The organism is Candidatus Marimicrobium litorale, assembly GCF_026262645.1.
Lineage (GTDB): Bacteria > Pseudomonadota > Gammaproteobacteria > Pseudomonadales > Halieaceae > Marimicrobium > Marimicrobium litorale.
Genome location: NZ_SHNO01000001.1, coordinates 2,799,339 through 2,822,735, shown reverse-complemented (window position 1 = coordinate 2,822,735; position 23,397 = coordinate 2,799,339). Strand labels below are relative to the sequence as shown.

The 23,397-nt window shown below is 55.0% G+C and carries 24 protein-coding genes; 16 read left to right on the top strand and 8 right to left on the bottom strand.

All coding sequences use genetic code 11. The features are described 5' to 3' along the window. Nucleotides 1–5: 5 nt before the first annotated feature. The 10 genes from atpB (at nt 6) to EYC82_RS12700 (ending at nt 8,295) form a co-directional block, all read left to right on the top strand. Nucleotides 6–893 (top strand): F0F1 ATP synthase subunit A, encoded by an 888-nt coding sequence (gene atpB / locus EYC82_RS12745; RefSeq protein WP_279249917.1) that lies wholly within the window; start codon nt 6–8, stop codon nt 891–893. Nucleotides 894–929: 36 nt separating this feature from the next. Then, complete coding sequence (gene atpE / locus EYC82_RS12740; RefSeq protein WP_279249916.1) at nt 930–1,160, top strand: F0F1 ATP synthase subunit C; 231 nt, start codon at nt 930–932, stop codon at nt 1,158–1,160. A 66-nt stretch (nt 1,161–1,226) separates the two neighbouring features. Then, a complete protein-coding gene (locus tag EYC82_RS12735; RefSeq protein WP_279249915.1) occupies nt 1,227–1,697 on the top strand; it encodes a F0F1 ATP synthase subunit B in 471 nt (156 codons plus the stop codon). A 12-nt stretch (nt 1,698–1,709) separates the two neighbouring features. Continuing rightward, the gene (locus EYC82_RS12730; protein WP_279249914.1) at nt 1,710–2,246 is read left to right on the top strand and encodes a F0F1 ATP synthase subunit delta; all 537 of its coding nucleotides are present in this window, start codon (nt 1,710–1,712) and stop codon (nt 2,244–2,246) included. A 31-nt stretch (nt 2,247–2,277) separates the two neighbouring features. Further along, nucleotides 2,278–3,822 carry a F0F1 ATP synthase subunit alpha gene (atpA, locus tag EYC82_RS12725; protein ID WP_279249913.1) on the top strand — a complete coding sequence of 515 codons (1,545 nt, stop codon included), beginning with the start codon at nt 2,278–2,280 and terminating at the stop codon, nt 3,820–3,822. Nucleotides 3,823–3,837: 15 nt separating this feature from the next. Further along, nucleotides 3,838–4,701, top strand: coding sequence for a F0F1 ATP synthase subunit gamma (atpG, locus tag EYC82_RS12720; RefSeq protein ID WP_279249912.1), 864 nt, complete (start codon nt 3,838–3,840; stop codon nt 4,699–4,701). A gap of 100 nt (nt 4,702–4,801) precedes the next feature. Next, nucleotides 4,802–6,199 carry a F0F1 ATP synthase subunit beta gene (gene atpD / locus EYC82_RS12715; RefSeq protein ID WP_279249911.1) on the top strand — a complete coding sequence of 466 codons (1,398 nt, stop codon included), beginning with the start codon at nt 4,802–4,804 and terminating at the stop codon, nt 6,197–6,199. A 25-nt stretch (nt 6,200–6,224) separates the two neighbouring features. Continuing rightward, entirely contained in the window at nt 6,225–6,653 is a 429-nt protein-coding gene (locus EYC82_RS12710; protein ID WP_279249910.1) for a F0F1 ATP synthase subunit epsilon, read from the top strand. Between the two features lie 36 nt (nt 6,654–6,689). After that, on the top strand, nt 6,690–7,730 hold the full coding sequence (locus EYC82_RS12705) for a phytanoyl-CoA dioxygenase family protein (RefSeq protein ID WP_279249909.1): 1,041 nt from the start codon (nt 6,690–6,692) through the stop codon (nt 7,728–7,730). A gap of 97 nt (nt 7,731–7,827) precedes the next feature. Then, nucleotides 7,828–8,295, top strand: coding sequence for a pyridoxamine 5'-phosphate oxidase family protein (locus EYC82_RS12700; protein ID WP_279249908.1), 468 nt, complete (start codon nt 7,828–7,830; stop codon nt 8,293–8,295). A 99-nt stretch (nt 8,296–8,394) separates the two neighbouring features. Here the strand turns inward: EYC82_RS12700 and EYC82_RS12695 are convergent, their stop codons facing one another. Beyond that, nucleotides 8,395–9,144, bottom strand: a complete 750-nt coding sequence (locus EYC82_RS12695; RefSeq protein WP_279249907.1) for a TrmB family transcriptional regulator — start codon at nt 9,142–9,144, stop codon at nt 8,395–8,397. Nucleotides 9,145–9,261: 117 nt separating this feature from the next. Here EYC82_RS12695 and glmU point away from each other — a divergent pair, with 117 nt between their 5' ends. From glmU to EYC82_RS12680, 3 genes are read left to right on the top strand one after another with little or no spacing between them, the layout of a single operon-like run. Next, on the top strand, nt 9,262–10,632 hold the full coding sequence (gene glmU, locus EYC82_RS12690) for a bifunctional UDP-N-acetylglucosamine diphosphorylase/glucosamine-1-phosphate N-acetyltransferase GlmU (RefSeq protein WP_279249906.1): 1,371 nt from the start codon (nt 9,262–9,264) through the stop codon (nt 10,630–10,632). 3 nt (nt 10,633–10,635) lie between these two features. Continuing rightward, on the top strand, nt 10,636–12,465 hold the full coding sequence (glmS, locus tag EYC82_RS12685; RefSeq protein ID WP_279249905.1) for a glutamine--fructose-6-phosphate transaminase (isomerizing): 1,830 nt from the start codon (nt 10,636–10,638) through the stop codon (nt 12,463–12,465). 54 nt (nt 12,466–12,519) lie between these two features. Continuing rightward, entirely contained in the window at nt 12,520–12,906 is a 387-nt protein-coding gene (locus tag EYC82_RS12680; RefSeq protein WP_279249904.1) for a DoxX family protein, read from the top strand. Between the two features lie 139 nt (nt 12,907–13,045). Here EYC82_RS12680 and EYC82_RS12675 read toward each other — a convergent pair whose 3' ends face one another. Next, on the bottom strand, nt 13,046–13,411 hold the full coding sequence (locus EYC82_RS12675; protein WP_279249903.1) for a hypothetical protein: 366 nt from the start codon (nt 13,409–13,411) through the stop codon (nt 13,046–13,048). 79 nt (nt 13,412–13,490) lie between these two features. After that, nucleotides 13,491–14,513: an SPOR domain-containing protein gene (locus EYC82_RS12670; RefSeq protein ID WP_279249902.1), complete on the bottom strand. Its 1,023-nt coding sequence runs from the start codon at nt 14,511–14,513 to the stop codon at nt 13,491–13,493. Between the two features lie 211 nt (nt 14,514–14,724). Here EYC82_RS12670 and uvrD point away from each other — a divergent pair, with 211 nt between their 5' ends. Together uvrD and EYC82_RS12660 are read left to right on the top strand one after the other, a co-directional pair. Beyond that, nucleotides 14,725–16,875, top strand: coding sequence for a DNA helicase II (uvrD, locus tag EYC82_RS12665; protein ID WP_279249901.1), 2,151 nt, complete (start codon nt 14,725–14,727; stop codon nt 16,873–16,875). A 56-nt stretch (nt 16,876–16,931) separates the two neighbouring features. Continuing rightward, entirely contained in the window at nt 16,932–18,101 is a 1,170-nt protein-coding gene (locus EYC82_RS12660) for a TRAP transporter substrate-binding protein (protein WP_279249900.1), read from the top strand. Nucleotides 18,102–18,122: 21 nt separating this feature from the next. Here the strand turns inward: EYC82_RS12660 and EYC82_RS12655 are convergent, their stop codons facing one another. From EYC82_RS12655 to EYC82_RS12645, 3 genes are read right to left on the bottom strand one after another with little or no spacing between them, the layout of a single operon-like run. After that, the gene (locus tag EYC82_RS12655; RefSeq protein ID WP_279249899.1) at nt 18,123–18,515 is read right to left on the bottom strand and encodes an acyl-CoA thioesterase; all 393 of its coding nucleotides are present in this window, start codon (nt 18,513–18,515) and stop codon (nt 18,123–18,125) included. Nucleotides 18,516–18,553: 38 nt separating this feature from the next. Continuing rightward, complete coding sequence (locus EYC82_RS12650; RefSeq protein ID WP_423243907.1) at nt 18,554–19,912, bottom strand: TRAP transporter large permease; 1,359 nt, start codon at nt 19,910–19,912, stop codon at nt 18,554–18,556. Then, a complete protein-coding gene (locus EYC82_RS12645; RefSeq protein ID WP_279249898.1) occupies nt 19,912–20,427 on the bottom strand; it encodes a TRAP transporter small permease subunit in 516 nt (171 codons plus the stop codon). Before EYC82_RS12645 ends, EYC82_RS12650 begins: the two co-directional genes overlap by 1 nt. 100 nt (nt 20,428–20,527) lie before the next feature. Here EYC82_RS12645 and yaaA point away from each other — a divergent pair, with 100 nt between their 5' ends. Continuing rightward, the gene (gene yaaA, locus EYC82_RS12640) at nt 20,528–21,310 is read left to right on the top strand and encodes a peroxide stress protein YaaA (protein WP_279249897.1); all 783 of its coding nucleotides are present in this window, start codon (nt 20,528–20,530) and stop codon (nt 21,308–21,310) included. Nucleotides 21,311–21,337: 27 nt separating this feature from the next. Here the strand turns inward: yaaA and EYC82_RS12635 are convergent, their stop codons facing one another. Both EYC82_RS12635 and ubiA read right to left on the bottom strand, forming a co-directional pair. Beyond that, nucleotides 21,338–22,507, bottom strand: a complete 1,170-nt coding sequence (locus EYC82_RS12635; protein WP_279249896.1) for a GNAT family N-acetyltransferase — start codon at nt 22,505–22,507, stop codon at nt 21,338–21,340. 4 nt (nt 22,508–22,511) lie between these two features. Next, entirely contained in the window at nt 22,512–23,381 is an 870-nt protein-coding gene (ubiA, locus tag EYC82_RS12630) for a 4-hydroxybenzoate octaprenyltransferase (RefSeq protein ID WP_279249895.1), read from the bottom strand. Nucleotides 23,382–23,397 lie beyond the last annotated feature (16 nt).

Sequence of the window (23,397 nt, the reverse complement as noted above, 5' to 3'; positions counted from 1 at the left end):
ACTAGATGGCAGCCGAAGGCGAAGCGCAAACAGTTTCCGAATACATCGTCCACCACCTGACAAACCTTACCTACGGCAAACTCCCCGAGGGATTCGAGCGTTACGACGGTAGCGTTGTTGCTGAAGGTGGTCTTTGGACAACAGCCCATGGCGGAATAGAAGCGTCTGCAATGGGCTTCAATGCGATACACGTCGATTCCATGATCTGGTCTATCGGCCTTGGCATTGTTTTTTGCTGGCTGTTTCGCTCTGTTGCCAAAAAGGCGGAGTCGGGTGTGCCCAGCGGTCTCGTTAACGCGGCAGAGATGGTGGTCGAGTTTGTTGATAACACGGTCAAGGATACCTTTCACGGTCAGAACAAGCTGGTTGCCCCCCTCGCTCTGACGATATTTGTCTGGGTTTTTTTGATGAACCTGATGGATCTGATTCCTGTTGATCTTATTCCTCATGTGCTCATGTTGCTGGGGGTTGCTGACTACCATAAGATCGTACCGTCGACTGATCCGAATATCACGATGGGCATGGCGGTTGGTGTGTTTTTCCTCATGCTTTATTATTCGATAAAGGTGAAAGGGTTCGGCTTTGTGAAGGAGCTGACACTTAACCCCTTCAACCACCCCGTTTTTATTCCCGTGAATCTGTTTATGGAAGTGGTTGGCCTGCTCGCCAAGCCCTTCTCTCTCGGACTGCGACTATTCGGAAACATGTATGCAGGTGAGATGATTTTCATCTTGATTGCAGCGTTGTTCGGTGCCGGTGTTGCCTGGATGCTCCCCGCGGGACTGTTGCAGGTTGGCTGGGCGATTTTCCATATTCTGGTAATCACCCTGCAGGCCTTTATTTTTATGGTGCTGACGATCGTGTATCTCAGCATGGCGCATGAAGACCACTAATTCATTTTTACTGTCTATACAAACTAGGAGAGAAACATGCCTGAATTAATTTACGTAGCTGCCGCTATCATGATGGGTCTTGGCGGTCTTGGTGCCGCTATCGGGGTGGGCCTGCTGGGAGGAAAGCTCATTGAAGGGTCTGCACGACAGCCTGAACTGGCTCCCAAGCTTCAGGTTACCTTTTTTCTTGGTGCCGGCCTGGTCGATGCGATACCCATTATTGGTGTTGGTATAGCGATGTACCTGATCTTCGTTGTCGGTGGCTAAGCCGACAACTGGCGGAACCAGGGCTGCCAGTTGTCGCAGTCCTAAGAAATCTGTGAGGAATAAGGCGTGAACTTAAATCTTACTTTAATTGGGCAGATGCTCGCCTTTATCGGCTTCGTTGTGTTTTGCATGAAGTATGTGTGGCCACCGATTCTGGCTGCCATGGCAGAGCGGGAAGCAAAGATCGCTGACGGCCTGGCGGCGGCAGACCGCGCCAGCCATGATCTTGAGTTGGCCCAGGAAAAAGCCGTAGAGCGCCTGAAGGAAGCCAAGGAAGAGGCTGCAGGAATCATTGATTCCGCCAACAAGCGCGCTGGGCAATTGGTCGATGAGGCCAAAGAGGCAGCGGTGACCGAAGCGGACCGTGTTAAAGCTGCGGCACAGGCAGAGATTGAGCAGGAGGCCAACCGCGCAAAAGAGCACCTGCGTGGCCAGGTCGCTGCATTGTCTCTGGCGGGCGCAGAGAAAGTGCTGGGCGCAGCAATCGACGAGAATGCTCACAAGGAGCTGGTCGACAAACTGGCTTCCGAGCTTTAATTCGAGGTCATTATGGCTGAACTAAGCACACTGGCTCGCCCCTATGCCAAGGCCGCTTTCGAGTACGCCCTCGAGAAGTCTGTTCTTGCTGAATGGGCTGCACAGTTGACCACGTTGTCAGCAGTTGTCGAGCACGAAAGCATGGCGCAGGTTTTAGTTAACCCAGAACTGACCAACGAGCAGCAAGCGAGCACGTTGAGCGATGTCTGCGGCGAAAATATTGGTGCCGAGTTAAAAAACTTTATCAGTATCCTTGCGGCCAATAAACGGCTGACCCTGGTGCCAGAGATACATAAGCAGTTCGAGTTGTATAAGGCGAATCAGGAAAAGTCGGTAGATGTTGAAGTGATTTCAGCATTTGAACTGCCGGAGGAAACGGTCACACAATTAGCCAGCGCGCTGGGTCAGAAACTGGCACGCCAGGTAAAAGTGAGTTCATCCACGGACAGTGATTTGCTGGGCGGGGTATTAATCAGGGCCGGCGATACAGTTATCGACGGCTCCGTGCGCGGCAGGCTGAATAAGCTGGCCGAAGCAATGAATTCCTAACGGAACAGGAAACAGGATTGAGGAACAGAGCATGCAGCAACTGAATCCATCTGAAATTAGCGAGATCATCAAGTCGCGCATCGACCAGCTCGATGTTAGCAGTGAAGCTCGCAACGAGGGCACCGTGGTCTCCGTGACAGACGGCATTATCAGAATCCACGGTCTGGCCGAGGTGATGTACGGCGAGATGATTGAATTTGAGGGTGGTGTCTATGGTATGGCACTCAACCTGGAGCGGGACTCTGTCGGTGCGGTCATCCTTGGCGACTATAAGGGGATAGCAGAAGGCCAAAGCTGTCGATGCACCAGCCGGATCCTCGAAGTGCCTGTGGGGCCTGAGCTCCAGGGTCGCGTGGTAGACGCACTGGGTACCCCGATCGACGGCAAGGGGCCGGTTAATGCGGCCGTTACCGATGCACTTGAAAAGGTAGCGCCCGGCGTAATCGCTCGCCAGTCGGTAGATGAGCCTGTCCAGATCGGTCTCAAGGCGATTGATGCCATGGTGCCCATCGGCCGCGGTCAGCGAGAGCTTATTATTGGTGACCGCCAGATTGGTAAGACCGCGATTGCAATCGATGCGATCATTAACCAGAAAAACACAGGCATCAAGTGTATCTACGTGGCGGTTGGTCAAAAGGCATCGTCTGTTGCCGCGGTTGTGCGCAAGCTCGAAGAGCACGGCGCGATGGACCACACTATCATCGTGGCCGCGAATGCATCTGACCCGGCTGCGATGCAGTATTTGGCGCCGTTTGCCGGTTGCACCATGGGAGAGTACTACCGCGACCGTGGTGAAGATGCATTGATTATTTATGATGACCTCACCAAGCAGGCATGGGCATATCGTCAGATTTCACTTCTTCTGCGCCGTCCGCCGGGGCGTGAAGCCTATCCGGGAGATGTATTTTATCTCCACTCGCGCCTGCTGGAGCGCGCGGCACGAGTGAATGCCAACTACGTGGAGCAAGCTACTAACGGCGAGGTGAAGGGAAAGACGGGTTCTCTTACCGCGCTGCCAATTATTGAGACTCAGGCGGGTGACGTTTCCGCCTTTGTGCCGACTAACGTGATTTCTATCACCGATGGCCAGATCTTTCTTGAGTCCGGTATGTTCAACGCGGGCGTTCGTCCGGCGATGGACGCCGGTATTTCTGTATCGCGTGTGGGTGGCGCGGCACAGACCAAGATTATGAAAAAGCTGTCAGGCGGTGTTCGCACCGCGCTTGCCCAGTACCGTGAACTGGCCGCCTTTTCACAGTTCGCGTCTGATCTGGACGATGCCACAAAGGCGCAGCTGGATCACGGTGAGCGTGTAACGGAATTAATGAAGCAAAAGCAGTACTCGCCCCAGTCCATCGCGGAGATGGGCTTGGTACTTTACGCGGCAAACGAAGGCCATCTGAGTGATGTCGAAGTCAATAAGATAGGTGATTTTGAGGCGGCCCTGCTGTCATACATGCACGCGGAACACGGCGACCTGATGAACAGTGTTGTCGAGAGTGGCGACTACAATGATGAGATCGAAGCGACCTTCAAGTCTGCTATCGAAACGTTCAAGTCGACCCAGACCTGGTAATCCCGGAGATAACGGATGGCAGCTGGAAAAGAAATTCGCACAAAGATCTCGAGTATCCAGAGTACTCAAAAGATTACCAGTGCGATGGAAATGGTCGCGGCCAGCAAGATGCGTAAGGCCCAGGATCGCATGCGACTAGGTAAGCCTTACGCCCGTCGCATGCGCTCTGTGATCGGCCATTTGGCGAACTCTGCTCCCGAGTACCGTCACATCTACATGCAGGAGCGGGAAGTGAGGCGCGTTGGCTTTATCGTCGTCTCTACGGATCGCGGTCTCTGCGGTGGTCTTAACATCAACCTGTTTAAGGCGACGGTTAGGGCGATGAAGGGGTGGGATGACAAGAATATTGAGATCGATTTGTGCCTGGTTGGGGCCAAGGGTGCTGCGTTTTTTGGCAGCTATGGCGGAAACGTCACAGCGGCTGTTCGTGACCTGGGAGAAGAGCCCAGCGTCGGAGACCTGATTGGTGGCGTCAAGACAATGCTTGATGCCTACGAAGAAGGCGGCATAGACAGGCTATTCCTGGTAAGTAACGAGTTCGTCAATACCATGACTCAAAACCCCAATGTGGAACAGCTGCTTCCTCTGGAGGCGCAACAGTCAGATGAAATGAAGCACCATTGGGACTACATCTACGAGCCCGACGCGAAAGAATTATTGGAAGGCCTGTTGACGCGTTATATCGAGTCTCAGGTTTACCAGTCTGTGGTTGAGAACGGCGCGTGTGAACAGGCGGCCCGAATGCTGGCAATGAAGAATGCTACAGAGAACGCGGGCGAGCTGATCGATGATTTGCAGCTGGTGTACAACAAGGCGAGACAGTCAGCTATCACGCAAGAGTTGTCGGAGATTGTGAGTGGCGCCGCGGCGATTAGTTGACAAGGCAGTTGGGGCAGATGTTTGTCCGTGATAAACACAATATGCGGGAACAGGTTGAACCCTGAGCCCATAACAGAGTTAAGAAACAGAGGATCCGGACATGAGTAGCGGACGAGTCGTACAAATCATCGGCGCGGTCATCGATGTGGAGTTTCCCCGTGATAGCGTCCCGCAGGTATACGATGCACTGAAGATCACCGAAAAAGACACAACTCTGGAAGTTCAGCAGCAGCTGGGTGACGGTGTTGTTCGGTCTATTGCTCTGGGGTCTTCTGAGGGCCTTAGCCGCGGTCTTGCGGTGGAAAACACGGGTGCCCCTATCGCTGTGCCTGTGGGCATTGAAACACTGGGCCGCATCATGGATGTTTTGGGCAACCCAATCGATGAATGCGGTCCTATCGGCGAAAAAGAGCGCGCGCCTATTCACCGCGAAGCACCCAGCTATGAGGAGTTGGCGGCAGCAGAAGAACTGCTGGAAACCGGCATCAAGGTAATCGACCTTGTGTGTCCTTTCGCCAAGGGCGGCAAGATTGGCCTCTTCGGTGGCGCTGGTGTGGGCAAAACCGTGAACATGATGGAATTAATTAACAACATTGCAACCGAGCACTCGGGCCTTTCAGTATTCGCGGGCGTAGGTGAGCGCACCCGCGAAGGTAACGATTTCTACTACGAGATGCAGGAATCCAAGGTCGTGGACGTTGAGAACTTTTCTAATTCCAAAGTAGCGATGGTATACGGCCAGATGAACGAGCCGCCAGGCAACCGTCTTCGTGTCGCCCTTACCGGCCTGACCATGGCGGAGAAATTCCGCGACGACGGTCGCGACGTCCTGCTGTTCATCGATAATATTTACCGTTATACATTAGCGGGAACTGAAGTATCGGCACTGCTGGGTCGTATGCCTTCTGCGGTTGGCTATCAGCCGACGCTGGCAGAAGAAATGGGTGTATTGCAGGAGCGAATTACCTCTACCAAGTTAGGGTCTATCACTTCGATTCAGGCGGTGTATGTGCCTGCGGATGATTTGACCGACCCGTCACCGGCAACAACCTTCGCACACCTTGATGCAACGGTTGTGCTGTCTCGTGATATTGCGGCCAAGGGCATCTACCCCGCGGTGGATCCGTTGGATTCTACCTCGCGGCAGCTTGATCCTTTGCTGATCGGCAATGATCACTACGATACGGCACGTGGCGTGCAATCCGTATTGCAGCGCTACAAAGAGCTCAAGGACATCATTGCTATTCTCGGCATGGACGAATTATCCGAGGATGACAAACAGACGGTGGATCGTGCTCGGAAGATCGAACGGTTCCTGTCCCAGCCTTTTCACGTGGCAGAAGTATTCACCGGTTCGCCGGGCAAATATGTGTCATTGAAAGATACGATTTCTGGTTTTAAGGGTATTCTTGCCGGCGAGTACGATCACTTGCCCGAGCAGGCCTTCTATATGGTTGGCGGCATCGAAGAAGCGGTCGAAAAAGCGAAGAACCTGTAAGCTAGTTAGTTAGCGGAGCCACAAAATGGCAATGACAATTCACTGCGATATCGTCAGCGCGGAGGAAGAAATTTTCTCCGGTCTGGTAGAGGTGCTCGTGGCGACCGGCGAGATGGGTGAACTGGGTGTCAGCTACGGCCATGCGCCGTTGCTGACGTCCCTTGTACCCGGCCCCGTTCGTATCATCACTCAGAGTGGCGACGAGCAGGTGTTTTACGTGTCTGGCGGGTTCCTCGAGGTTCAGCCTGGCGTGGTCTCTATTCTTGCGGATACAGCTCTGCGAGCAGACGATGTGGATGAAGCCTCTGCCGAAGAGGCGCGCAAGGAGGCTGAGCATGCGCTGGCTAACCAGACAGGTGACTTCGACTATGGACGCGCTTCCGCTCAGCTGGCGGAAGCAGCGGCCCAGCTCGCCACGCTGCGCAAACTAAAAAACCGGGCTGGTCGCGGTTAGCCCAGCACCGGTGTTTTCCAGCGAAGACTCGAGCAGGTGATATTGCCCACGGTCGCGGCGCTAAAACGCCTTTTTGATGCCAACCCCCTGCTCTACCGCACAGCATTCGGTCTTGCGACTTTCAACGTTGATTACTGTAAACAGCGCCTGCACCGGTCGCGCTATTCCTCCCGTTTTGGTGGACTCTGGACTGACAGAGTCGATTATGAAGAGCAACTCCGTCGCAGGCTTAACCGTGGTGAGGTGACTGCGGACAGGGTCGACAGCCTTAACAGTTGGCGGGAACAGGGCTTTTTAAAATTAGATAATGCAGTTGATCACAGGCTTATCGACGATTATCTCGACGAGCTTGAGAGCCTTAAGGTCCGCTCGCCCTCCCCTCTGTGCGTCACTTCGAGCACGCTGCAGTCGCCGGCGCCTTTTAGCGCAGAGGTTTTCTCTGGCAATGCCAGCAGCAGGATTGTAGATGATTACTTTTATTCTGAATCCGCACGGTATCTGCTATTTCACCCGTCAATCACTGAACACCTCTCATTGTTTTTGGAAAGCGAGCCGGTATTAACTCAGAGCTTGAGCTTTGAAACCGGCTCTGAACAGGCCGTGCATCAGGATACCGCGTTTGTTCGGATGAATGCCCCCATGAAATTTATCGGCGTTTGGATCGCGCTAGAGGATATTCAACCGGGTACGGGTGAGCTCGTGTACTTCCCTGAGAGCCACCATTGGCCAGACTTCCTGTTCAGCCGCTACTTCAAGCATTATGATCCAGACCGGGACGGAGAGGCACAATTGCATAACTGGTTGGCGTGGATGCATGAAGAAGCGCGCGATAGGTCGCAGCGACTGTCGTCCTTTTTCCCGAAAAAGGGCGATGTGCTGTTTTGGCACCCGGCCCTCGCGCATGGCGGCGCGCCAATTAACGATGATAACGGTACCCGGCGGAGCCTGGTCAGTCACTATTGCGCAAAGGGCGTCCGGCCGCTTTACCACTACTATAAGCCGGCTCAGCGCAAAAGGTATCACTGGAACGGTTGTACCTATACCAGCGCCTACTATCGCTCGGGCTCAGCGAGTTAATTTCGTGCACAACCCTCGCGGACCGGGGCACCCTCTTGCCGGGAACGCTTTTCGCATAGTATCTTCGTCTAACCGAAGTATTCGTGGGAAATAACGGATGGTGAATACCCTTAAAGGCCAGATTAAACCCGAGCACGAAGCGGTTCTTGCGACCACAGTGATCGGGTGCTTAAGTACATTACGGCATAAGGATCAGAGAATCTCCACCAACCCGATCAGCTTTCTGTGGAATGGTAGCGAGTTCGAGATCAGTACACTGAAGGGGCGCATGAAATACCGCAACCTGGTCGACAGACCCCAGGCGACCTTGTGTGTCGTCTCCGCTCAGGACCCTATGCACTATGTGGAAGTCCGCGGCAGTGTGCGGCTGGAAGACGACCCGGACCGTGCACTCTTCACCGCCCATTTTCGTAAGGTCTCGGGCGGCATCGATCCGCCAGACGGTATGGATTCACCGGATGCTGAGCGCGCCATGATCTACCTTACGCCAGAGCAGGTATCCAGCCCTGCCATGTACGGCGGCCAGTTCGACGACTTCTCCGATAAGTTCCACTCGGATAGCTGACACCGTAGTGTTTTGCCCAAGCGAGGCTGTTTTACTTCTTTGCAACGCGAAAGAATGGCAAAGGGGGAGCGCAGCGCCGTCTCAATTCGGCCTCTCGCGTTATAGAAAGCGCCACAGCGTGTCGAACAACAGCTGTTGCGTAGACGCGATGGCGGCAGAATCGATAATCACGATCACCGGATAATCTTGGTCGGCCAGAGTGATCATGGCGACCTTGGGTGGGTAAATGGCGATGTAGGAGGCATCTGTTCCCGCACCGGCGGGCAGCCATTTACGCTCGGCTAGCTCGGCATCATCACCCCCTTCACCTACGGCGATTACGCGAACCCCGATGCCCTGTTGGACGCGCTGTCGAGTGAAATTAGGAAAGGGCCGGTACAAGTGTTGCCGCAGGGTCTTTGTCGAAATAACGGAATACGCATTATTGCCCTGCTTCGCGGTACTTTTCAGGATATCCCTGAGCACTAATTCCACGCCGTCATCGCCTTCATAGAAACGCACGTTGCCCGGGCTGAATTCTGGACGCGCTTGTTTCAGCGCGGGGATAATGTCTTTGCGCAACTCCTCCATTGCCTGTGCGAGCGCCTGCTGCTTGCTTTCCCCAAGGCTTAACAGCTGCTCCGGATCTTCCGCCTGGAATACCCGCCGCTTGCCTTTGGGCAGGTAGTTGACGAGCCCCATGGTGACTAGCTGCTTCAATGTTTCGTAGGTGCTGCCACGATTGATGCCCGCCTCCGCGGCAACGTCGCGGATAGAGGCGGGCCCCAGCTTGTGCAAGGACTGGTAGACCTTGATCTGCCGCGTGTCGAGCCCGAGAGAGCCAAGCGCTTGTGTTTTGCGCGTTGTCATAATATTTGTGACAAATTGCGTTGATTAAAGCTAGCCATTGCCTAATATGAACTTAATCAAGCGATATTGTCAAAAAATACAAAAAATAGTGGGCATCCGGTAGACGGGAAGTATTCGATGAATCTGGAAGTTGTAATCCTCGCAGCGGGGCAGGGTTCCCGCATGAAGTCCACGCTGCCAAAGGTATTGCATCCGCTGGGCGGCAAACCTCTGCTTGCGCATGTCGTTGATACCGCGGAGCAGCTGGCCCCCGCTGCGATACACGTGGTAGTCGGCCATGGCACGGAGGCGGTGCGGTCAGCGATGTCAGAATTTGACATCAACTGGGTGGAGCAGTCCGAGCAACTGGGCACCGGCCACGCGGTGGCGCAGGCGCTGCCGCATGTCTCTCCCCAGAGTGTCGTGCTGGTGCTTTACGGCGATGTGCCTCTGGCGGAGCTTTCAACCCTGCAGCGTCTGTCGATTTTGGCGCAGGAGGCCCCGGCGCTGCTGACGGCGCGATTGGGCAATCCATCCGGGTACGGTCGAATCCTGCGTAATGAAGATAATGTTCTGGTCGGTGTTGTGGAAGACAAGGACGCCAGTGCGAAGCAGCGCGAGATTGACGAGGTCAATACGGGCCTGCTGGCGGCGCCCTATGCCGACCTTGCGGAATACCTGCCCAGGGTTAGCAACAGCAACCAACAGGCTGAGTACTACCTGCCCGATATCCTGTCACTGGCGGTTGAGGCCGGGAAGACAGTGTCGACGTGCGAGGCGGCATCTGAAATTGAAATACTTGGTGTTAATGATCGGGTACAGCTCAATCAGGTGGAACGGGAGTATCAGCGTCGCCAAGCACATGAGCTGATGCGCGATGGCGTCAGTATTGCCGATGCAAACCGTGTGGACATTCGCGGTGAGCTCACCTGCGGCGATGATGTCAGCATCGATGTTAACGCGGTCTTCGAGGGCTGCGTCCACTTGGAGGACAACGTACAAATAGGTGCAAATTGTGTGTTACGCGACGCCCGTATCGGACGGGGCAGTGTCATTCACCCGATGAGCCATCTACAGGAAGTCGACATTGGCAGTGACTGCAGCGTCGGTCCTTTCGCGAGATTGCGACCGGGAACAGCACTGCAGGAAGGCGCAAAAATAGGCAACTTTGTCGAAACCAAGAAAGCGCGTATCGGGCAGGGAAGCAAAATCAATCACCTGAGTTATATAGGCGACTGCGATATGGGTTCCGACGTTAACGTAGGCGCGGGAACGATTACCTGCAATTACGATGGCGTGAACAAACATCGGACAGAAATGGGCGATGGGGTGTTCGTGGGCTCCAACAGCACTCTGGTGGCGCCGCTTACGATAGAAAAACAGGGCTTTGTCGGAGCGGGTTCTACCATCACCAGCAAGGTGGGTAGCGAAGAGCTCGCGGTCAGCCGTGCGCGGCAGCGCAACATCCAGGGTTGGAAACGGCCCTCAAAAAAAGAAAACAGGGACTGATTTATGTGTGGCATCGTTGCAGCCGCAGCGCGGCGTGAAGTGTCTGAAATATTGTTAGAGGGATTGCGACGGCTGGAGTATCGCGGCTACGATTCTGCCGGGATGGCACTCATAAGCGATGATGGTCAGCTGACGTCGCACAAGCGGAAAGGCAAAGTGCAAGCGCTGGAAGCCGCTCAGGCAAAAGACCCTCATCACGGCCCGACAGGTATCGCGCACACTCGGTGGGCAACCCACGGCGAGCCGTCAGGCGTCAATGCGCATCCGCATATATCAGAACAGAGAGTCGCGGTTGTTCACAACGGGATTATCGAGAATCACGCGGCGCTGAGAAACGAGCTGGTCGAGGCCGGATATCAGATGGCTTCGGTCACTGATACTGAAGTGGTAGTGCACCTCCTGCATCGCTATCTGGCAGAGGGAAATAATCTACTGCATGCCATGCAACAAACCGTCGCACGGTTGGAGGGCGCCTATGCGCTGGCAGCCGTGGACTCACAGCACCCGGATACTGTGATCGGTGCGCGCAGCGGCAGCCCGTTGGTGGTCGGCGTGGGTATCGGAGAAAACTTTCTCGCGTCAGACCAGATGGCTTTGCGCCAGGTGACAGACCGGTTTATCTACCTCGAAGAGGACGACCTGGTAGAGATAACATCAGCTTCCGTGAGGGTGTTTGACGCTGCAGGCCAATCGGTGGAGCGCGAGACGACCTGCATTACAGAGGCGATGGACGTCCCCGATATGGGTGATTTCGATCACTATATGATAAAGGAGATCTTTGAACAGCCTGACGCGTTGGACGCTACTCTGGCCGGCGCACTGGATGTAAGTCAGGTAGAAGATGGTTTTGGCATGGGTGCTACTGCGCTCTTTGATCGGGTAAAAACAGTACAAATTGTTGCCTGTGGTACCAGCTTTCATGCAGGCATGGTGGCGCGGTACTGGCTGGAAGAATTAGCAGGTATTAGTTGCGAGGTAGAGGTTGCATCTGAATTTCGTTACCGCAAACGCGTTCAGCACGAGGGCACTCTGCTGGTTGCCATCTCCCAGTCGGGGGAGACCGCGGACACACTGGCCGCCTTGCGCAATGCGAGTGCAGGAGAGTTTGTGGGCAGCCTCGTAGTGTCTAACGTCGACAACAGTTCACTGGTGCGGGAGTGTGATCTGGTGTTTCTCACCCGGGCAGGCGCTGAGATCGGTGTAGCCTCCACCAAGGCGTTTACCACGCAGCTAGCAGCACTGCTTATGCTTACGCTGGTGCTAGGCAGACGTCGTGGCATGGATGAGAAGCGGCAGCAGGAAATTATTGCGGCATTGCGTAACGTGTCCCGCTATGTGCAGGAAACACTGGCGCTGAACTCCGCTATACAGGAATTGTCAGAGGCGTTTATCCCCAAGCGTCACGCGCTGTTTTTGGGGCGAGGAATACAGTATCCGATCGCCATGGAGGGCGCGCTGAAGCTGAAAGAAATTTCCTATATCCATGCTGAGGCGTATCCGGCGGGTGAGCTAAAGCATGGCCCCCTGGCGCTCGTAGACAACGACATGCCGGTAGTGGCGGTGGCGCCAAATGACGAGTTACTGGAAAAACTGAAATCCAATCTGGAGGAAGTGCGTTCGCGCGGCGGAGAGCTGTTTGTATTTGCTGATCGCGCGGCGGGTTTTGATAACGAAGATCGAGTCAAAGTGCTGCCAATGCCTCATTGTCCGGAAGTGATCAAACCCATTGTTTATACAGTGGCTTTGCAGCTATTGTCATATCATGTGGCCGTGCAGAAGGGCACCGATGTCGACAAGCCGCGTAATCTTGCGAAGTCAGTAACCGTAGAATAGGATTACCGTTGCTACTTAAAAATAACAGATGCGACGCTTAACTAGGACTTATCAATGAGATATGCACTAATCACTGCCGGCCGCGTGTTATTAGCACTGTACTTCCTCCTGCCTGGGATCGCTAAGTTTGTATCATGGGATATGCATGTAGAACTCATGGAAGCGCACAATATGGTTATGGTACCCGCTCTATTGGCGATTGCAGGTATTGTTCAAATTGGCGGGAGCGTCTGTCTTTTATTGAACAAACAGGTAGTGGTCTGCGCGCTTGGCTTTGCCGTGATGATCTTATTGATAAACCTCAATTTACACGACTTTTGGAACGTTTATGAGGGTGTTGATGCCAAACACGAAACGCAGAATTTCGTTAAAAATTTGGGGATATTTGCCGGTTTGTTATTACTGGCGGCAGTCGATATGGAGAAGACAAACGCCCACTGAGTGTATGGGCAGCTGAGAGAAAACATCGAGCGCAACGACACTATCTCCGTCACGGTGCAGTCAGCACAGCTCAACATTCACAGCGAGACAAGTTTGCTGTGCGGAGGGGCGCCCTTTGCAGAGCTCCCCCCCAAACGGGTTACCCGGGGTTGGCGGCCTTATAGGCTCTCAGCTCAGTATTGAACTTAACGGCGATCTCTTCCTCCGCAGCTACCGATGCGTTGTATTGGTTATTCAGAGTTGCGACCGCGTTTGCCAGCGCCGGGTCAGATTCGTCACCCAGAGCGGCTTGCTCAGCGGGTTCCATTTTTTCATCTAGGCACACGCGATAGGAGGTGTTGGCGGCCTGATAGGCCCTCACGGCTGTCTGCCCCGCCAGCATTTCCGGCTCACCGGCAGTCGCGCCATCCGGCAGGGTGGGGACTTCGGGTATGGCGCAGTCTTCAGCAAAAGCTGCACTGCTTACAAGTGCCAGACAAAAAAGAGATGGCTTGATCAGGTTCATAGAATATCCTCACAGAATAACGATACTTGATAGAAAACAGTAGCAGGAGATTGACTCCCTGCCAAGTCGAATGGCCGATTCAATCCTGCCCTACCCAGAGGCGGGAGACTTCCAGTGCTTTCTCGAGCCCGCGCGCCACCTTGTTTCCTTCATCGCGGTCGGCAAGGCCGATAACTCGAACCCGATAATAGGTTTTGCCGTCCTTCACCCCTGCCACGACTACGGTCGTGCCCGTGACCGGTTTCAGCCGTGCTGCCCATGTTTCCGCTGTGCTTTTTGAGGTGTAAGAGCCGAAGTTGACGAACCAGTCGCCTTTGCTGGACGCGGTAGGCGCGGGTTTTGGCGGCGTCTTTTTGGCGGGTGATTGCCGAGCCGCGGAGGTGGTGTTACTGGCCCCCGCAGCAGCGATGGCTTCAGGTTTAGCAGATGTTGTAGCTTGAATCTGTGGCGCTGCGGCGAGGCTGGTCTCCAGCTCGGCGATCGCACTCTGCAGCATGCGATTTTCCTGCGCCAGGCCCTCGGCAAGTGTAGCAAGTTCGGCATTGGAGCGCTGCAGCTCTCGCAGAGCCTCCCGGTTATCGCGGATGTCGTCTGGGCTGACGCTGGTAGCGAGCGTAGCGCGGAGCGCTCGCAATTCTTGCTGTGCGTCGGCTCTTTCCTGCAGGACCCCGTAGGCACCGATGCCCAATATCACCAGAGCGATTGCAGCCACAATGACCAGCCGCAGCGGCCAGCCTGTATCAGTTTGCCCTTGCTCAAGGTACTCTTCCTCGTACCAGTCCTCGTCTTCATCGTTGCTGTCCGACTCGAGCGGCTCGTCGATATCTGTGTGCCCGGTGTCGGTGCTGGACGCGAGCTGAGATGGGTCGTGCTCCGATTCACTGTCGTGGTACACAGGGCTGTTCTCTTCTTCCTCGGCGATTTCCTCCGTGCCATAGCCAGATGAGAAGTCAGTATCACGGTCGGGCTCTTCGTAGTTTTCAAGGTCATCGTCAAATTCGCCCATCCTGGGCTCGAGGCGGTCATTACCATCAGAAAGGCGGCGCTGATGGGATGACAATGCGTGAGGAGCCCCTGAGCGATCATTGTTATTGTTGTCCATGGCTCAAGCTACCTGCATGTTTCGACGGCTTTCGACGAGCATAGCAGACGCCCCGGGGAATTGCGTTGGTGAAGTCGCTGAGGAGGTATTATTACGGCAAGTCTGTCTGGTGCGTGAGCGTCAAACAGGAGTATGCCCGACCGATAAGAAAGCGATCATAGCGCGTGATAAAGAGTACGTTCACAGGGCCGATTTTCGTTAGAATAACGCAATGGATGTATCCGATATTCTATCGCCTCTCAACGAGGCCCAGCGAGACGCTGTTACCGCGGAAGACCCGAACCTGTTGGTACTGGCTGGCGCGGGCAGCGGCAAGACCCGGGTGTTGGTGCACCGGATAGCGTGGCTGATTCGGGCAGAGAATTATTCACCCTGGTCGATCCTGGCGGTGACATTTACCAATAAGGCAGCCCGGGAAATGCGTAACCGCATAGAGGATATGCTGCAAATTCCGGCTCAGGGTATGTGGGTCGGCACCTTTCACGGGCTGGCGCATCGTTTGCTTAAGGCGCACTGGCGCGATGCAGGACTCCCGCAGAATTTCCAGATACTGGATAGTGACGATCAACTGCGCCTGGTCAAGCGGGTGTGCCGTGAGATGGAGCTTGATGATTCTCGATGGCCTCCTAAGCAAGCCATGTGGTACATCAATAGCGCCAAGGATGAGGGCCTGCGGAGCACCCATGTGGATACTCCGCCGGGTGATCTTTTTGCTCGAACAATGAAGGAGGTTTATCGTAATTATGAGGAAGCCTGTGACCGGGCAGGGCTCGTAGATTTTGCCGAACTACTGTTGCGTGCGCACGAGCTTTGGCTAAAAAATCCTGAAATACTGCGTCATTACCAACAGCGGTTTAAACAAATTCTTGTCGATGAATTTCAGGATACAAACACTATTCAATATGCGTGGTTGCGGGTGTTGGCCGGAAAAGACATACCTGTTGCGGCAGTGGGCGACGACGATCAGTCTATCTATGGCTGGCGCGGTGCAAAAATTGAAAATATCCAGTGCTTCAATGAAGACTTCGAGGGCACGCGGACCATTCGACTGGAGCAGAATTACCGCTCGACCCAAACGATTCTGCAAGCCGCCAACGGTGTAATCGCCCACAATTTCGGGCGGCTGGGTAAGGAACTGTGGACCGCCGGAGAGTCAGGTGATCCGGTCAGCCTCTATGCGGCTTACAATGAACACGACGAGGCGCGGTACATTGTGGAGCAGGCGGCGCAGTGGCTGAACGAGGGCAACACACGTGCCTCGGCGGCAATTCTCTATCGCTCTAATGCGCAATCCAGAGTGTTAGAAGAAGCACTTATTCAGGCCGATATTCCCTATCGGATATACGGTGGCCAGCGTTTTTATGAGCGCCTGGAAATTCGTAACGCGCTGGCCTACCTGCGGTTACTTCTTAATCGCGGCGATGATGCGGCGTTAGAACGCGTGATCAATACGCCGCCCCGTGGCATCGGCAGCAAAACGCTTGACGTAGTGCGCGATTGCGCGCGTACCCGGGGCATTCCTCTGTGGCAAGCAATTCGAGCAGTGCTGGATGAAAAGCCGCTGCCGGCCAGGGCGCTGGGCGCGCTGGAAGGATTTACAACGCTAATCGACGAAATGGATTCTGGGATTGAGGCACTCACTCTGGAAGAGGCGGTTGAACTGGCGATAGATGCCTCCAGTCTGATCGATTATCACGGGAAGGAAAAAGGCGAAAAAGGCCAGGCGCGGGTAGAAAACCTGCAAGAACTGATAAGCGCTGCCAGACAGTTTAGTCCCGAAGACGAGGCGTTGACGCCATTGCAACAGTTTCTTGATCGCGCAGCGCTGGATGCGGGAGAAGCGCAGGCAGGGGAGCATGAAGACAGCGTGCAGCTCATGACGTTGCACTCTGCGAAGGGCCTGGAGTTTCCCCTCGTTTTTTTGGCGGGCATGGAGGAGAATCTGTTTCCGCATCAAATGTCACTGGAAGAACCGGGGCGATTGGAAGAGGAGCGCCGGCTGTGTTACGTAGGGATTACCCGCGCTATGGAGAAGCTGGTAATGACTTATGCTGAGTGTCGACGATTACACGGTAGCGATTCTTTTAACACGCCGTCCCGGTTTGTGCGTGAAATCCCCCCCGAGTTATTACAGGAGGTTCGTATTCAGGGGACGGTGGCCGTGCCCGCTAGCAGTATGAGCGCGATTCAGGTGCCTGAGACCGATTTATCGCTGGGTCAGCGCGTGTACCACCAAGTGTTTGGAGAGGGGGTCGTGTTAAACTTTGAAGGGCGCGGTGGCAGTGCCAGAGTAGAAGTGAATTTCGATACCGAGGGAGGCAAATGGCTGGTGCTGCAATATGCCAACCTGCAATTGCTATAATAAATAACGCTTTTTCGCACCGCTGTTTTTGCGAGCCCTGATCAGGACAACCTACCATGAGCACCGCATCCACTGAAAAGCGCTACACACCTCTGATCATCCTGATCCTGGTTGCCGCGCTGGTAATGACGCTTGGTCTCTGGGCGCGGGATAGATCGATCAGTGTTCGCGACGCAGAACTTACCGCGGATTCCGCTGGGGCGACAAACGGCCGGCAATTTGAGTGGAAGCTCATCACTACCTGGCCCAAACATTTCCCGGGCTTGGGCTCTGCGCCTGAGAACTTTGCTCGCTATGTTAACGAGATGAGCGGTGGGCGCCTGAAGATACGTGTTTATGGCGCCGGAGAAATTGTGCCTGCGCTGGAAGTCTTTGATGCCGTTTCTCTCGGTGTAGTCGATGCCGGGCATGGCGCCGCCTATTACTGGAAAGGTAAAGTCCCCGCCTCTGTGTTTTTTACCGCGGTACCTTTTGGCATGACCGCTCAGGAGATGAACGGTTGGCTGCACTATGGCGGCGGCATCGAGCTGTGGCGAGAGACCTATGCGCCCTATAACCTCGTGCCTTTCGCGGGCGGCAGTACAGGCGTGCAGATGGCGGGGTGGTACAACCGCGAAATTGAATCTATCGATGACCTTAAGGGTCTGAACATGCGAATTCCCGGGATGGCCGGCGAGGTGTTCGCCGCTGCAGGAGGCACCGCTGTGCGAATTGCAGGCGGCGAGCTGTACACGTCAATGCAAACCGGGGTTATTGATGCTCTTGAGTGGGTTGGGCCTTACAACGATCTGGCATTCGGTTTTCAGGAGGTTGCCAAGTACTACTACTACCCTGGCTGGCATGAACCCGGGGCAATGCTGGAGTTCATCGTGAATCAAAAGTCCCTGAGTGCCCTGCCGCAGGATTTGCAGGCAATCGTCAAGTACGCAGCTCGGGCCGTAAACCAGGACATGCTGGATGAATACACCGCGCGCAATAACAATGCTTTGAAAAGCCTGATCGAGGAGCACGGCGTGCAACTGCGCAGGCTTCCTGATGATGTGCTATTGGCGCTCTGGCAGGGCACCCAACAGGTAATGGACAAATTGGTCGCCACGGATCCTATGGCGGCGAAGGTGTATGACTCGTATAGCGACTTCTACAACGGCGTACGCAACTACCATCATATTTCGGAACAAGCGTATATTAACACCCGCGATCGAGTGCTTGGCGACCAGGACTATTAGCGTCTATCGGCCCGCACGCGGTTACTGCTGAATGGCGCGTGTTCGCCCGTTCTGATCGATAGCGACAAACACAAACTCGCCCTCGGTAACCTTCAGGGGATCACCACTGTGCTGTGAATTGATCCAGACCTCTACCAGAATACGGATTGAGCTGCGGCCGACTTCAAGCACTTCACAGTAGCACGACACAACAGCACCTACATGCACTGGTGTCAGGAAGGCCATACCGTTGATTGCGACGGTGGAGGCGCGGCCATCGGCTACCTTCATCGCGGTAATCAGCCCTGCGATGTCCATCTGTGACAGGAGCCAGCCGCCGAAAATATCGCCACTGGCATTCGTATCCTTCGGCATGGCAACTGTTTGCAGCGCGAGTGTGCCCCCGGGCCCGGGTGTCGTGTCAATATCGTTCATCTGGATCGCCTGCTACCGGCCAATCGCCGGCTGTCTTTTTATTTGAGTACGGAAGGTAGCCATGTCGCCATAGCTGGCCAGTACCAGAGTGCGCCTATCAATAGGAGCTGGAGAAGTATAAAGGGAACTACGCCCCGGTAGATAGCGCCGGTTGGCACAGATTCCGGTGCAACTCCGCGCAAGTAGAATAGCGCAAAACCGAAGGGTGGCGTGAGGAATGAGGTCTGAAGGTTGAGGGCAATCATGATGCCCAGCCAGACGGGGTCCAGACCCATGGCAAGCAGTATCGGGCCCACAATGGGGACCACAACGAACGTAATTTCAATGAAATCCAGAATAAAACCAAGCAGGAAAATGACCAGCATGACCACCAAGGTCGCACTCACCGCGCCCCCCGGGAGTTGCTCGAAGAACTGATGAATCAGCTCTTCCCCGCCAAAGCCCCTGAAAACCAGCGAGAAAACTGCGGCGCCGATTAGAATCATGAACACCATGCAGGTGACCTCCAGAGTATTCTGCAGCGCACCTGTAAGCCTCGGGAGATCCATCTGTCCCTTGGCCATAGCCAGCATTAGTGCGCCTATGGCGCCGATACCCGAAGCCTCGGTTGGAGTAGCGGCCCCGGCGAGAATCGAACCAAGAACAACCATTATGAGTAACAGGGGTGGCAGTAGCCCTCGAGCGACCTCCTCAAGGGAAATGGGCTCCAGGTCATTGGCTGGTGTGGCGTCCGGGTCGAACCGCGCCTGCAGCAGTAAGTAGAGGATGTATAGCCCAACCAGCAACAGCCCGGGAATTAACGCGCCAACAAACAGGTCGCCCACGGACACCGTCTTGGGATTAAATATATTCATATTCAATTGGGCTTGCTGGTAGGCGTTGGAAAGGACGTCCCCCAGCAATACCAGGGCAATGGAGGGTGGGATAATCTGTCCCAGCGTGCCCGTCGCGCAGATAGTGCCCGTTGCAACCGAGGGCTTGTAACCCGCCTTTAGCATGCTCGGCAGGGACAACAGCCCCATTGTGACAACGGTCGCTCCGACAATACCGGTGCTGGCGGCAAGAAACATACCGACGACAACCACAGAAATACCCAGCCCGCCGCGAACCCCGCGAAATAACCGGCTCATGCTGTGTAACAACTCTTCTGCGACCCGCGAACGCTCGAGAATCGTGCCCATGAGAATGAACAAGGGCACGGCGATCAGGGTCGTGTTGTTCATGGTGCCAAAAATGCGACCAGGCAATGCGGCCAGAAAGCGGGTGTCGAAAACACCTGTGAGTGTGCCCACAGTGGCGAAGGCTAAGGCCGTTCCCGCCAGGGTGAAAGCGACTGGGAACCCCAGCATCAGCAGGAGACAGACTGCGAGAAACAGGTAAAGGGAAATGAATTCCATCAGCGCGCGCTACTCCCTGCGAGAACCAGTGCGTTGCGCAGAATTTCGGCGACCCCCTGCAGGGCCAGATTGGCCGCAGCAAGGGGGATCAGCGATTTCAAGAGGTAGACCGCGGGAATCCCTCCGGGCTCTGGCGAGGACTCGAACATCGACCAGGATTCAAAAACATAGTCCCAGCTGCTCAGAAAGATGAATGTGCAGAGCGGCAGCAGGAAAATAATGCCTCCGAGGCTGTCAATCCACGCCTGGCCTCGACGGCTGAATCGGCGGTAGAAAATATCAACACGGACATGAGCGCCGTTCTTCAGTGCGTAGCTCGCGCCCAGCAGAAACAGACTGGCATGGAGATAAATAACAGACTCTTGCAGGGGAATGGATCCAATACTGAACCCATAACGCAGCACCACAATCAATCCGACCGTCAGTGCCATTGCCAGCGATAGCCACGCAAGCACGCGACCGCAACGGTCTGTGAATCGGTCTACAATATGCACTACGGCGTGCACAAAAGTCATAGCGCTGGATCTTTTTGATTATTCGACAGGTAGAGTAGTATAGGCCATTACCTTTGTTGAAAACACGTTCTCCCCGAGAGCACAGTCAGGAACTATAGAAATGCTAACCGTCATCTCCCCGGCCAAGACGCTGGACTTCGACACCCCCGCAGGCACGCGCAAGAAAACGCAGCCGCAGCTTATAAAGTTTGCGGAGCAACTGGTCGAGGATGCGCGTGGCCTTGCTCCCACTGAGATTCAAGGGCTAATGGGCGTCAGTGAAAAGATAGCCGATCTTAATTACCAGCGGTTTATGAACTTTACAACGCCGTTTACGCTGCAGAATGCGAAGCAAGCCCTGCTGGCATTCAAGGGTGATGTGTATCTTGGGCTGGAAGCAGGCACGCTGGACAAAGAGCAGCTCGACTTTGCACAGCATCACCTCGCCATTCTTTCCGGTTTGTACGGTGTGTTGCGACCTCTCGACCTGATGCAGCCCTACCGGCTGGAGATGGGGCTCACTTTTGCAAACCGCGGGGGGAAAAATTTGTATGAATTCTGGGGCGGGGAAATTACCCGGACACTGCAGAAAGGGCTAAAAAAGTCGGGCAGCAAGATGCTGGTGAACCTCGCTTCCAATGAGTATTTTCGCTCTGTACAGGCGGGTGATCTGGATGCAGATATTATCACGCCGGTATTCAAGGATTTGCGCGGAGGTAAATACAAGGTGATCAGCTTTTTTGCCAAGAAAGCCCGTGGCCAGATGGCACGCTTCATCATCGACAAAGAATTGAATGAGGCGGAGGGCCTCAAGAAATTCAAGCGGGACGGCTATCGCTTCAATAAAGCCGAATCGACCGCCCGCAATTGGGTATTCACCCGGGACGAGCCGCCCATTTCCTGAGGTCCGCGTGCAGTAAACCAGAGTGCTTCAGGCTCCACCCTGCTGTTTGAATGGCAGAAAACCTTCCGCAGACTGCTTGTATTGTGTGTTATGGCCTGCCTCGCGGCGAGTGAAATCACCCACGGCAGCAGAAAGTTCTGGGTCAGCGATCCAATGGTTCGAACAGGTGGTGATGGGCCTGAATCCCCGCTGTATCTTGTGCTCGCCCTGCGCGCCGGGATCAAAGCGCGATAGACCATTGGCGATACAATACTCGATGCCCTGGTAATAGCACGCTTCGAAATGCAGAGCGTCAAATTCATGCACACAACCCCAGTAGCGACCGAAGAGGGTCTTGCTCGAGCGAAAGTACAGTGCCCCGGCGACAGCCTGGTCATCCAGATAAGCGATTACCATCACAACCTGTGATCCCATACCCGCCGCCGTGTTGAGGAAAAATTCCCGACTGAGGTAACCTCCGTGCCCGCTGCGTTTTGCATACGTGGTCTGGTAGAAGTGGTAAAACCGGTCCCAGTGCTCTTCACGAATCTCACTGCCCTCCAGGGTAACGAGCTTGAGCCCTTGTTCCTCCACCCGCCGGCGCTCCCGCTTCAGGGATTTTCGTTTGCGGCTGTTAAAGGTGCCAAGGAAATCATCGAAAGTGTTAAAGCCTTCATTAAACCAGTGAAACTGTGTGGCTGTTCGCCGGTGCAGCCCCGCGTCCAGCAGTCTCTGACTGACCGCCTCCTCGGGGAACAACAAATGCCATGACGAGATCTCACGCTCTTTCGCTAGCTGCTGCACCGCGTCCAGGGCGGCTGACCAGCACAGTTCAGCATCGGCGTCCTGTGCGGCGCAAAGGCGTGGGCCGGTAGCGGGAGTGAAGGGAATTGCACTCAACAATTTTGGGTAGTAGGCGAGGCCGCGCTGGCGCCATGCATCCGCCCAGGACCAGTCAAATACATACTCACCGTAGGAGTGAGATTTCAGATACAACGGCATAAGTGCAAGGAGCTCTTCGTCGCGTCGCAGCAGCAGATGACAAGGCTGCCAACCAGTTTCAGCAGTGGTGCAGGCGGCCAGCTCGAGACCGTAGAGGAAATCGTGGCGCAGAAAGGGGTAGTCTGTGCCGGCGATTCTGTTCCAGTCCTCGGCAGCAATCTGTGCGAGGCTGCTGACGAACTCGCCGGTCAGTGCTTTATCATGAGTCGAGGACATTAGATCAGGTTCCTGTAAGCGCGTAGTTAAGGGCCACACCCGCGAAAATAATCAGTCCCACCCAATGATTGTTTTTGAACGCGAGAAAGCAGACTTGCGGTTCCCGCTTTCGAATCAGAATCTGCTGGTAGATAAAGAGTGTGGCCGCCATGCCAAGAGAAAGATAATAGTAGCTTCCCAGGCCGAATGCCTTGCCGGCCAAGCCGAGCAAAATCAGGCAGCCAAATTGCGATACCCCGATAGCGAGGCGGTCGAAGCGCCCAAACAGGATGGCGGTAGATTTTATCCCGATGGTAAGGTCATCGTCTCTGTCTACCATGGCGTAAGCCGTGTCATAGCCCACAGTCCACAGGAGGTTCGCCGCGTAGATCAGCCACAAGCTGGCAGGCAGCACGTTTTGTTGGGCGGCGAAGGCCATGGGTATGCCCCAGGAAAATGCGGCACCCAGCACAATCTGGGGGAGGTGGGTGTAACGCTTCATGAAGGGGTAAGCCGATGCCAGCAGCAAAGCGATAACAGACAGTCCGATGGTCAGCGCGTTGGTGAACAGGACCAAAATGAACGCCAGCAGCATCAGGGCCGCAAACAGGGTGCGGGCCTCAGCGGGACTGACAGTTCCGATTACCAGAGGGCGGTCCCGGGTGCGTGAGACGCCTCCGTCGAGATGGCGGTCGGCCAGATCATTGACGATGCAACCTGCGGAGCGGGTCAGGAAGGTGCCCGCAACAAAGATCGCGAGGAGTCGCGCGTCAGGCACCCCGCTCGCCGCCAGCCAGAGTGCCCACAGAGTGGGCCACAGGAGAAGCAGGGTGCCGATCGGTTTGTCGAAGCGGATCAGTTTAAGAAGCGCATCGGCCTTTGAAGTGCTTGCCATTTAATCCAGATCTGGT